Source organism: Anabaena azotica SJ-1, from assembly GCF_047275885.1.
Taxonomy (GTDB): domain Bacteria; phylum Cyanobacteriota; class Cyanobacteriia; order Cyanobacteriales; family Nostocaceae; genus Trichormus_B; species Trichormus_B azotica_A.
Genome location: NZ_CP178454.1, coordinates 4,131,742 through 4,143,667 on the forward strand (window position 1 = coordinate 4,131,742; position 11,926 = coordinate 4,143,667).

The window sequence follows — 11,926 nt, forward strand, 5'->3', positions numbered from 1 at the left end:
CGTCCTTGCTTTAATACTACGTTTTTAAACGGAGGTTACTCCTGCCTTCTGCCTCCTATCTCCTGCCTCCTGAACCATTAAACACGACCTCGGAGGAATTGCATCATTTCATTGGGAGTTGGTGACATTTCTATAGCTGTTTCTTCTGTAATGCGACCTTCTTGATAAAGATTGAATAATGACTGATTCATGGTAATCATGCCATCAAAACCGGCTTGCTTCATCAATTCACTAATTTCGTCATACTTACCATCTTTAATCCATTCTTTGACTGCTTCAGTGTTAATGAGAATATCGTGGAATGCAGCCCGCTTACCATCAGTAGTGCGGCACAAACCTTGAGCAATGATCGCCACTAAAGACTCGGAAACAGCTACCCGCATCGCATCTTGTTCGTCACCTGAATACAAATTGAGAATCCGTTCAATAGTTTTTACCGCACTATTAGTGTGCAGTGTTCCCATTACCAAGTGACCAGTTTGAGCCGCTTTTAAGGCAGTATTCACAGTTTCTTTATCCCGCATTTCCCCCACCAGAATCAAATCTGGATCTTCCCGCAAAGCTGCTTTTAAGGCGTTATCGAACTTGAGGGTATGCATTCCTACTTCCCTCTGTTTGACTAAAGATTTCCGACTTTGGTGAACAAATTCAATTGGATCTTCAATGGTGATAATGTGCTTAGGCATCTCTCGATTGATGTAGTCAACCATTGCAGCCATTGTCGTAGATTTACCAGAACCAGTGGGGCCTGTCACCAAAATAAAACCTTTGTGATAATGGCAAATCTCCCGAAAGACCGGCGGTAATCTCAACTGATCCATTGACAATATTTTTAGCGGAATTAACCGCAGTACCATTGCATAGCCTCGCAGGGAGTCAAAAACGTTAATCCGTACACGAGCAAATTCGTACTGAGTTGCACCATCAAATTCTAGGGTGTCTTGAAAGCGTTGAATTTCTGCATCGGTCATAATCTCCCGTAACCAACTCATAAAAGTTGGTTTATCAACCTCTGGATAATTCGTCATCTGAATTTCTCCTCGGTTACGGAAGCGTGGTATTTCACCTATACCCACGTGAACGTCAGAATATCCTTGATCAAAAGCTTCTTGAATTAGTTGGGCTAAGGTCAGTCCAGAAGGCTGTTTTGGAGTAGCGGGAGCAGGTGGCATTGGTGGTGGTGGTGCCACTGGACGTTGAGATGCAGATGGTGGTGGTGGTGGTGCATTTCTCCCAGGGGGATTACTTTTGATCTCTGTTTGCATCTGCATTGTTTGTATCGGTCTTGGTGTTGCAGATGTTGGTGGTGGTACTGGTGGGGCGGGTGGTATATTGCGTCCTTGTGATTCTGTCATATATTTTCAAATTGGGTAGGTAAAAGATTAAATAGACTTTCTGTGTCTTTTTTTGCTGATGATTCCAGAATATTCTCTTGATTATATCCAAATACTTTAATCACTATAACCTTGTTTTACACCAGTTTATCTTCCGTATTATCTCTTAAATATTTGCTGCTAGTCTAGTATTAATATTACGAAAAAGGGAACAGGGAACAGGGAACAGGGAACAGGGAACAGGAAATAAATTGGTGTGTACTTCACCGGACTGGGAAACGCTATATCCGTCACGAAGAGGAAAAGGGGCAGGGGGGAAGACCGGAACGGGGCTTTAAACCCAGTTTTTTTGTAAAGCGACAACAACAGCCTGAGAGCGATCGCTAACTTCTAGTTTTTGTAAAATAGCATGGACGTGAACGCGCACGGTTCCCGGTGTAATATAAAGTGCCAGGGCGATTTCTTGATTAGTTTTTCCGGCTGCCAATAGTGATAGAATTTCTTGCTCTCTCTGTGTTAGTTTATTAGCGGGTTTTGGGCTATTTTCTAATTCAATCTGGTGATGATTATCTACTAATGCCGAACGAATTTCCTTGGTTGCCGTTTCATCCCACCAAGATGCCCCAGCAGCAACAGAACACAAAGCCAATACCAATTTTTCAGCAGCCACTCCTTTGAGACAATAACCTTGAGCGCCGACTTCAATTAACTGCGTAATCAGGGATTTTTGGGAATGGGAAGTGAGGATTAAAACTGGTAAATTGGGATATTTTTGTTTAATTTGCTGACAGGCTTCAATTCCTCCAATTCCTGGTAATCCTACATCTAAAATAACGACATCGAGAGCATACTGGTTGACTAACTCAATGGCTGTTTCACCATCTTCTGCTTCAGCGATAATTTCCAAACCTGCTTCCTGCTGCAATCGCACACGCAAGCCCAAGCGGAACAGTTCATCATCCTCAACTAGGAGAATTTTTATTGTGTTAGAAGACATCTCTTCTGTTTAAGACTGAAATGGCAAAACAGGGAGCTTGAAACCAAAAATGGCACCATTGGGAACTCTGTTTTCTGCCCAAATTATACCATTATGAGCTTCAATAATTTGTCGAGATAAGTAAAGTCCTAGTCCAGAACCTTTGGCTTGACGTTGGGAAATTCCACCGTGATCGCTAGTTCCTTGGTAAAATCGTTCAAATAGCTGAGAAAATTGTTCAGGTTGGATACCTGCACCTGTATCTAAAATTTTCACGATTTGATAGGAGGTTTGGGTTTCTAAGACAATTTCGACATGATCACCGCGTCGAGAATGGTTGATAGCATTAATGAGAAGATTGTTAAAAACTCTTTGTAGTTGCAAGGTATCACCGTAAACCCAGAGCGATCGCTTCCAATCAGAGTTACCATAGTTTAATGATAGATGAATGCGACGATTTGCTGCTAATTCAATCAGTGTAGCAGTCGCTGCTTCTGCTAATATGCTTAAATCTACTGCTTCTAAATTTAGTTTTAAGCCTTCAGTATCATTGCGATAGACATCTAACAAGGTTTCTAATAAATCTAGAGAAGTTTCATGACTGCGTGCCATTGTTGCCAAAACTTGCTGCTGGGTTGGTAAAACTGCACCAAATTTTTCTTGTTGCAAGGCTTTAATAGTTTCAATTGCCCCCAAAAGTGGAGTTTTTAAATCGTGGGTCAGTGTGGAAGCGAAATCTTCTCTTAATCTCACTAATTGCGATTGGGTTTCTAGTTGAGTTTGAGTTAATGTAATAGCTTTTTGAGATTTTCTCAGTTGCTCACTTAAGAATCCTGTAACTATCAACGCCATTACCGCAATTACTCGATTAGCAATAGTAGAAGCCCGAATTAATTCGCTTTCGGGTATCCACACATTTAGCATGGTTAGGCAAACAGCAATAAATATTGCGCTTGTGGTTGCTATTCCTCCAAACCAAAAATTAACTAATAAAATTACTCCACTGTAGAGATATCCAAAAACATACTCAGTTGGGGTGGAATATTCCACAACTCCTAGAACTATAAATATAGTTATAACTAGCAATGCCTTACTGAATTGTAAGTTATTATTTATGAACTTGTTTTTTAAATATTCCATTTATCAAGCCACCTTTTATTACTACTATTTTAAACCATAGAGATACGCTTAGAGTTGCTGATAGTGCAGCTTGGAATAATCCATAATTACTTGCAAATGTAGGGAACAGAGAAGAATAAATATCATGGGTTTCAGTTTTTCAAAAAGCAACAGTGAAGAGTATAGTATTTGGGGGAATACAACCCGATTAATAAACAACTATGGTTTTCCAAGTAGACGAGGCGATTATATTAAGTTTAGATGAATGGTTTAATTAAATATAGTGTTTAGGGAAAATCATATCTAACGTTTAGATTTATTCTAAACTGGACTAAACACCGATATATATCTTTAAGTAAACACCTGAATATAAAAATTAAACGTTTTTTATATCCTTCTATGCCTTGTTTTTATTTCCATAATAATTAATGATAGACATTAAGTATTCAGCAGTGAATTGATTCTAAGAGGGTGTTTGAAAAGTCCCTTATGGTGTATCAAAAACTCTCATATCCTCCCTAGCTTGATAAGGGGGGAATGAATAGAATCTATCAAAGTCCCCCTTTTTAAGGGGGATTTATGGGGATCTACAGGTATTGGATACCACACAAAAAGTTTTCCAACATCCTCTAAAGAACTTAAAGAAATAATTGAAGAAGGAGTTTTGATAATTCATGTTACAAGGATGGATACAAATTGCGTTAACATTAATTATTGTCATTGCAACTACTCCTGTTTTAGGAAAATATATAGCTCACGTTTTTTTGGGAGAAAGAACACCGCTCGATTCTGTGTTAAATCCCTTAGAGAGAATAATTTTTGTTTTAATTGGAGTTCGTCCCGAAGATAAAATGACAGGTTTGCAATATGCAAAAGCGGTACTTTATAGCAATCTTGTCATGGGGATTTTAGTATTTTTTATTTTGATAACTCAAGGATTTTTACCGCTCAATCCTACAGAGTTAAAAGCACCAAGTTGGGATTTGGCATTACACACCACCATATCTTTTTTAACTAACACAGATCAACAACATTATGCTGGTGAAACAACCTTTAGTTATGCCAGTCAAACCTTTGCTTTAGGTTTTTTAATGTTTACCTCAGCCGCAACAGGTTTAGCAGTAGGTATCGCCTTTATTCGCGGTTTAACTGGGAGAGGAGTAGGTAATTTTTACAGTGATTTAACGAAATCAATTACCCGGATTTTACTACCCATGTCTATTGTCGGGGGATTATTATTAATGATGGCTGGTGTACCTGAAACCCTTGCAGGAGTAGCAACAGCGACGACATTAGAAGGATCAACACAAGCGATCGCACGCGGACCAGTTGCCCATTATGAGATAATCAAACAAATTGGTGAAAATGGCGGCGGTTTTTTTGGTGTTAACTCAGCCCACCCCTTTGAAAATCCCAACGGTTTTTCTAATTTATTAGAAACTTGGGCAATGATTTCTATCCCTTCAGCCTTAATTTACACCTACGGAGTATTTGCTAATAATATCAAACAAGCTTGGTTAGTATTTTGGATGGTATTTATCATCTTTATTTTCTTAGTAGCAATAACAGCAATTGGTGAATATCAAGGAAATCCTCTTGTTAATTCTCTGTTAGGTTCACAGCAACCAAATTTAGAAGGAAAAGAAGTAAGATTTGGTTGGGCGCAAACAGCACTTTGGGCAGTAATGACAACAGCAACAATGTGTGGCGCTGTTAATGGAATGCACGATTCATTTATGCCTCCTGGCGGATTTTCTACACTCTCAAATATGTTTTTACAAATTATTTGGGGAGGACAGGGAACAGGAACAGCATATTTATTTATCTACTTGATTTTGGCAGTATTCGTAACTGGTTTGATGGTAGGAAGAACACCAGAATTTTTAGGACGCAAAATTGAAAAACAAGAAATAGTTCTTTCCAGCGTAGTTTTATTAGTTCACCCCTTCGCAGTTTTGATTCCTTGGTCAATAGTTTTTGCCTTTCCCGATACTCTTTCAGGTATTAGTAACCCAGGATTTCATGGCGTTTCTCAAGTAGTTTATGAATATGCTTCTGCTGCTGCAAATAACGGTTCTGGCTTTGAAGGTTTAGGAGATAATACCCTGTGGTGGAATCTCAGCACCAGTGTCAGCATTCTAGCCGGTCGTTACATTCCTATCATCGCTTTATTGTTATTAGCAGATGGTATTTCCAGAAAACAACCAGTTCCCATGACCGCCGGTACTCTCAGAACCGACACTCGTTTATTTACCGGAGTGACAGCAGGAGTAATTTTAATTCTGGGGGCGCTGACTTTCTTTCCTGTATTAGTCTTAGGTCCAATTGCTGAATGGTTTTTAATTGCCAAAGGAGGGTAAACAATTAAAAATTAAAAATTAAAAATTAAAAATTAAAAAAGTAACTGAACCTCCATGAAAAATACAAAACTTCGACAAGAACGTAAACATACACCCAAAGTTCAAAAAACTGGAATTTATGCTCGTGCATTTAAACAAGCATTTGTGAAACTAGACCCACGCAATATGCTGAAAAATCCAGTCATGTTTTTAGTATGGGTCGGTACAATTATTACAGCCTTAGTAACAGTTGACCCCAATCTCTTTGGTGTTATTCCTGGTAATAACCCACGACTTTTTAACGGTCTAATTACGATCATTTTGTTCTTTACTCTTGTATTTGCAAATTTTGCCGAAGCGGTGGCTGAAGGAAGAGGAAAAGCTCAAGCTGACTCATTACGGGCAACAAAATCTGATGTTACAGCGAGAAAACTTCTTCCAGACGGTTCTATTCAAAATGTTAATTCTACTACTTTGCGTCGTGGTGATCAAATTAAAGTTATTGCTGGTGATATTATCCCCGCAGACGGAGAAGTAATTGCTGGGGTGGCTGCTGTTGATGAATCTGCTATTACTGGAGAATCTGCACCAGTTTTGAAACAACCAGGGACTGATATTGCTAGTTCTGTAACAGGAGGAACGCGGATTAATTCTGATGAATTAACAATTAGGGTGACATCAGATCCAGGTCAAGGTTTTATTGACCGCATGATTGCTTTAGTAGAGGGCGCTTCTCGCACTAAAACCCCCAATGAAATTGCATTAACTGTACTTTTAGCAGTTCTAACTCAAGTTTTTTTAGTGGTAATTGTGACCCTACCTACAGTGTCAGTTTATGTTAAATCACCTGTAAGTATTGCGGTATTAATTGCCTTATTAGTGGCATTAATTCCCACCACAATTGGTGGATTATTAAGTGCAATTGGCATTGCAGGAATGGATAGAGTCTCTCAATTTAATGTCATAGCCACATCTGGAAGGGCTGTAGAAGCCTGTGGAGATATTAACACCTTGGTTTTAGATAAAACCGGAACAATTACGTTAGGAAACCGCATGGCAGAGGAATTTATTCCAGTTAAAAGTCATTCCCTCGATGAAGTTGCCCAAATTTCCTTATCCTCAAGTATTTTTGATGAAACACCAGAAGGAAAATCAATTGTTAAATTAGCCGAAGCATTAGGAGCAAAATTAGATTTTAATCCCAAAACTGCCGAAGGGATTGAATTTTCAGCAAAAACGCGAATGAGTGGAATTGATTTACCCAACGGGGTAGAAATTCGCAAAGGGTCTGTAGATGCAATTAAAGGATTTGTGCGTTCCCGAAATGGACAAATAACACCAGAACTTGATGCAGCTTATGAGCGAGTTTCTAAATTAGGTGGAACACCACTTGCTGTTTGTAAAAATAATGAAATTTACGGTGTAATTTATCTCAAAGATATTATTAAACCTGGGATTAAAGAACGTTTTGATCAAATGCGAAGAATGGGAATAAAAACTGTAATGCTGACAGGTGATAACCGTCTTACTGCTTCAGTAATTGCCCAAGAAGCTGGTGTTGATGACTTTATAGCTGAAGCCACTCCAGAGGATAAAATTGAAGTAATTTGTAAAGAACAAGCTCAAGGCAAATTAGTGGCCATGACTGGAGATGGTACTAATGATGCACCAGCTTTAGCTCAAGCAAACGTGGGTGTGGCAATGAATTCTGGTACACAAGCAGCAAAGGAAGCTGCAAATATGGTGGACTTGGATTCTGATCCCACCAAATTAATTGATATCGTCACTATTGGCAAACAATTACTAATTACTCGTGGTGCTTTGACAACCTTTTCAATTGCTAATGATGTCGCCAAATACTTTGCAATTATTCCCGCCATCTTCCCAGGTATAGGTTTAGATGGTTTAAATATCATGGGTTTAGTAAGTACCCAATCAGCAGTTTTATCAGCTTTAATTTACAACGCCTTAATTATTCCCGCATTAATTCCCCTAGCATTAACTGGAGTTAAATTTCGTCCTCTAACAGCCGACCAACTTTTGCAAAGAAACATATTTATTTACGGATTAGGTGGCGTGATTGCTCCCTTTATTGCCATCAAAATTATTGACGTTTTAATTGCCTCCGTAGGACTAGCCTAATAAAAACTCCGCGTACCTCTGTCTTGAAAAGTTTCCTACGCCGGGAAACCCGGCTTCGAGGAACTTTTCGCTGCGTTTAAACTCCTTCCCCTCTTAAATTATGAACCAACTATCAGAACTCATCAAAATTATCAGTTATAAACGAAATCGCATACCTTTAAATTTGTTTTTACTGCTTTGCCTTAACTTATTACTAGCACCAGCAGTTCAAGCCGCGACACCAGCAGCAGAATCTCGTTTTTCAGCTTACACAATCACTTTGTTAGGAATTATTACCCTGAGTCTTTGTGTTTATTTATTCGTTGTTATTTTTCAACCAGAGAGATTTTAATATGAGCCAGAGATATCAAATTAGTCATGCGATTCGTTCCACTTTAGTTTTGTGGGTGTTAACAGCTTTTATCTATCCCCTGTTTATGTTGATTTCGGGACAAATTGCTTTTTCTGATCAGGTAAATGGTAGCTTAATTAAAAATTCCCAAGGAGTAATTATTGGTTCAGCGTTAATCGGACAACCTTTTACTAGCGAAAAGTATTTTTGGAATCGTCCTAGTACCACTAATTACAGCACAGCCAACCCAAAAGATGATAAAGCTGGAATCTTAAAAACTGGTGTATCTGGTGCTAGTAATTTAGCTCCCAGTAATCCAGTTTTGCTAGAAAGAATTAACGGGACTGGAGGTGAAATCAAGCGACTTCAAACAGCAGATATCCAACCTACAGGGGATTTAGTTTACACTTCTGGCTCGAGTCTTGACCCTCACATTACCCCCGAAAGTGCGAAGTTGCAAATTGCCCGAATAGTAAAAGCGCGAGGAATTGAAGCCAAGCAACTAGAAACTTTAATTGCTCAAAATACTGATGGCCGTTTTTTGGGTGTGTTTGGTGAACCAGGGGTAAATGTGTTGAAGCTAAATTTAGCATTAGATCATGTTTTGAGCGTCTTGGGAGAATTATGAGAAGCGATCCTCTTTTTTATAAGAAATGTTAAGCTAACTCTGACTTAGGTTTTGGGGATCAGATTTTGGCTCACTATCCATAAGGTTCTATTCCTGAAGACGTATGCTTATAGAGGTCATAGACCTGAAATGCCTATTCCACTTCAAATTCATAATTACAAAAAATTAAGTGTAAAGTTTAGTAAAGAAATGCTCATCTTTCCCGCAGCTTTCTATATACTGGATTTCACTGAATCAAAACAGTTAACTCGTAAACAACGAGCCATAACTGAAGTTCAACTTTAAACTTTGCTGTGTAAATTGGGAGGAATAGTCATGGTTTCGGCTCAAAGCTCTAATCAAGGTAAGACCTACTCCTTGCTGATGATTAAAAGTTTTTTAATCTGGACTTTCACATTGGCAGTATGTCTGTTGGTTGTCGGTTTTCCATTAGTTGTTGTAATGGCTACGGCCGGATGCCTGTTGTCGATTGTTCTGCAATCTGTAATGCCTGTAAGTGCAGTGTTGTTGGTGGCAGGTGGTTTAATCATGTTCAATGTTATGGCAGTATTAATAGTGGCTGGTGTACTAACTGCTAAGGGTGTTCATCCCAAGGAAATGAAATGGTTAAGCTGGTTACATGGTGAAGAAGATAAAGTTCAAACCACCGTTTACGCAGCTTGTCCTTTAACTTGTGAACTTAAATAATTAACATTGTTGAATTCGACAAACAGTACATCTGCCCGGTGAAGCCGGGTTTTTTAATGTTTGAGGGAACAGGAAGAAGTTTTTTAATTTTTAATTTTTAATTTTTAATTCTTGTCACTTGTCAGTTGTCTGATGTCTAATAACTAATGACTAATGACTAATAACTAATAACTAATGACTAAAAAAGTTGGCATTATTTTGGGTACTCGTCCAGAGGCCATTAAACTAGCATCGGTAATTCAGGTTTTCCAAAGTTCTCCAGATTTTGAATTACAGGTGATTCTGACGGGACAACATCGAGAGATGGTTGCACAGGTGATGCAACTTTTTCACCTGCAAGCTGATTGGAATTTGGAGATTATGCAGCCAAAACAATCTCTGAATGATATTACCTGTAGGAGTTTACAAGGTTTAGAAGCTTTATTTATAGAACAAAATCTAGATTTAGTGATAGTTCAGGGAGATACGACAACGGCTTTTGCGGCGGCTTTGGCTGCTTTTTACCAAAAAATCCCTGTTGGTCATGTGGAAGCGGGTTTAAGAACTGATGACTTGTTTAATCCTTATCCTGAAGAAGCGAATAGAAGGTTAATTTCCCAAATTACGCAGTTACATTTTGCGCCCACTTCTTTAGCGGTGGAAAATTTGCAAGCTTCTGGGGTGCTAGGAGAAATTCATTTGACAGGTAATACGGTGATTGATGCCCTGTTGAATGTGGCTGCAACTAATCCAGCTTGTGATATACCGGGTTTAAACTGGGGTGAATATAGGACTATATTAGCTACAGTCCATCGTCGGGAAAATTGGGGTGAACCATTACAAGCGATCGCACAATCATTTTTACAGATTTTAGATCACTTTCCTGATACAGCTTTATTATTGCCTTTACACAAAAATCCCACCGTTAGAGAACCATTGCAGCAATTATTGGGTAATCATCCCCGAATTTTCTTGACAGAACCGTTAGATTATGGTGAATTAGTGGGAGCAATTGGGCGATCGCACCTAATATTAACAGACTCCGGTGGCTTACAAGAAGAAGCGCCCAGTCTTGGTAAACCGGTACTCGTTCTCAGAGACACCACAGAAAGACCAGAAGCCGTCAGCGCAGGTACAGCTAAATTAGTGGGAACCCAAACAGAGAGTATTGTTACTGCTGCAAGTGAACTACTCAGCAACCCAGCAGCATACACAGCAATGGCTAATGCAATTAACCCCTTTGGTGACGGTCATGCAGCAGAACGGATTTTGGAAATTGTGAAAAATTATTTACAGTAACGGAGACTGGGGGAGGATAGGGATGATGGGGAGGATAGGGATGATGAGGAGGATGGGGATGATGGGGAGGATAGGGATGATGAGGAGGATGGGGAGAATCAATTTACCATCTGTCACCTGTTACCTGCTGTAATTACGAATTACGAATTAAATCAAGAAATCATCATGGCTACCAACTTATTAACAAAACCCACTAGTGCTTATGGTGGTGAAGTTCAAGAATATTTGTGGTCTTGGCAAAATCAGCCTTTGCGGGTGATTTATGAAACCATAGGAGAAGGTTCACCAGTTTTGTTACTTCCTGCTTTTAGTAGCGTTTCTACACGGGGGGAAGTGGGAGAACTCGCCAAATTACTTGCTTCCCATTTTCAAGTTACCGCTTTAGATTGGCCGGGTTTTGGAGAATCTGACCGATTGAATCTAGATTATAACCCAGCGATATATCAGCAATTTTTGGCGGATTTTGTGGAATTTGTTTTTAATGCCCCCATAATTGTAGTTGCAGCCGGTCATGCTACCGGTTATGTATTGAAACTAGCGATTAAGCAACCAGATGCTTTTTCACATATTGTTTTAATCGCACCAACTTGGCGTGGACCACTGCCGACAATGGGGGCAAATCCGAATCTAGCTGCTATGGTGAGAGGGATAGTGCGATCGCCTATACTCGGTCAAGCACTTTATAAACTCAACACCACCCCATCCTTCCTAAGTTGGATGTATAGCCGCCACGTTTTTACCGATACCGCTAAACTTACACCCGACTTCATCACCGAAAAATGGCAAAGCACTCAACAACCAAACGCCAGATTCGCGTCTGCGGCCTTTGTCACCGGCAACATTGATACCATTCATAGTCAATCTGAATTTCTCTCCTTAGTACAAGCCCTATCTATACCAGTCATGGCAGTTATAGGCGCATCCAGCCCCCCGAAATCACGTCAAGAAATGGACGCTTTAGCAGCTTTACCAAGAATAAATAGCATTGTCGTTCCCGGTTCATTGGGACTGCATGAAGAATACCCAGCAATTGTTTTTGAAGCAATACTACCATTTTTAACCTGAATGTGTTAAATAGAGAATGATTATCAA

The 11,926-nt window shown here is 39.4% G+C and carries 11 protein-coding genes; 8 read left to right on the forward strand and 3 right to left on the reverse strand.

All coding sequences use genetic code 11. The features are described 5' to 3' along the window. Positions 1-77: 77 nt before the first annotated feature. From ACLLO5_RS18115 to ACLLO5_RS18125, 3 genes are all read right to left on the reverse strand, one after another. A complete protein-coding gene (locus ACLLO5_RS18115) occupies positions 78-1,355 on the reverse strand; it encodes a type IV pilus twitching motility protein PilT (protein ID WP_413171873.1) in 1,278 nt (425 codons plus the stop codon). Positions 1,356-1,668: 313 nt separating this feature from the next. Next, positions 1,669-2,331 (reverse strand): response regulator, encoded by a 663-nt coding sequence (locus ACLLO5_RS18120; RefSeq protein WP_413171874.1) that lies wholly within the window; start codon positions 2,329-2,331, stop codon positions 1,669-1,671. A gap of 9 nt (positions 2,332-2,340) precedes the next feature. Beyond that, positions 2,341-3,450, reverse strand: a complete 1,110-nt coding sequence (locus ACLLO5_RS18125; protein WP_413171875.1) for a sensor histidine kinase — start codon at positions 3,448-3,450, stop codon at positions 2,341-2,343. A gap of 653 nt (positions 3,451-4,103) precedes the next feature. On the opposite strand from ACLLO5_RS18125, the gene kdpA reads away from it, so the two are divergent. The 8 genes from kdpA (at position 4,104) to ACLLO5_RS18165 (ending at position 11,899) form a co-directional block, all read left to right on the forward strand. Then, positions 4,104-5,789, forward strand: a complete 1,686-nt coding sequence (gene kdpA, locus ACLLO5_RS18130; protein WP_413171876.1) for a potassium-transporting ATPase subunit KdpA — start codon at positions 4,104-4,106, stop codon at positions 5,787-5,789. 54 nt (positions 5,790-5,843) lie between these two features. Then, positions 5,844-7,910 (forward strand): potassium-transporting ATPase subunit KdpB, encoded by a 2,067-nt coding sequence (kdpB, locus tag ACLLO5_RS18135; RefSeq protein ID WP_413171877.1) that lies wholly within the window; start codon positions 5,844-5,846, stop codon positions 7,908-7,910. Between the two features lie 100 nt (positions 7,911-8,010). Further along, positions 8,011-8,241, forward strand: a complete 231-nt coding sequence (gene kdpF / locus ACLLO5_RS18140) for a K(+)-transporting ATPase subunit F (RefSeq protein WP_413171878.1) — start codon at positions 8,011-8,013, stop codon at positions 8,239-8,241. A gap of 1 nt (position 8,242) precedes the next feature. Then, on the forward strand, positions 8,243-8,869 hold the full coding sequence (gene kdpC / locus ACLLO5_RS18145; RefSeq protein ID WP_413171879.1) for a K(+)-transporting ATPase subunit C: 627 nt from the start codon (positions 8,243-8,245) through the stop codon (positions 8,867-8,869). Positions 8,870-8,998: 129 nt separating this feature from the next. Next, on the forward strand, positions 8,999-9,154 hold the full coding sequence (locus ACLLO5_RS18150; protein ID WP_413171880.1) for a hypothetical protein: 156 nt from the start codon (positions 8,999-9,001) through the stop codon (positions 9,152-9,154). Between the two features lie 30 nt (positions 9,155-9,184). After that, a complete protein-coding gene (locus ACLLO5_RS18155) occupies positions 9,185-9,556 on the forward strand; it encodes a hypothetical protein (RefSeq protein WP_413171881.1) in 372 nt (123 codons plus the stop codon). Positions 9,557-9,730: 174 nt separating this feature from the next. Further along, positions 9,731-10,834, forward strand: coding sequence for a non-hydrolyzing UDP-N-acetylglucosamine 2-epimerase (gene wecB / locus ACLLO5_RS18160; RefSeq protein WP_413171882.1), 1,104 nt, complete (start codon positions 9,731-9,733; stop codon positions 10,832-10,834). A 165-nt stretch (positions 10,835-10,999) separates the two neighbouring features. Further along, positions 11,000-11,899, forward strand: coding sequence for an alpha/beta fold hydrolase (locus tag ACLLO5_RS18165; RefSeq protein ID WP_413171883.1), 900 nt, complete (start codon positions 11,000-11,002; stop codon positions 11,897-11,899). Positions 11,900-11,926 lie beyond the last annotated feature (27 nt).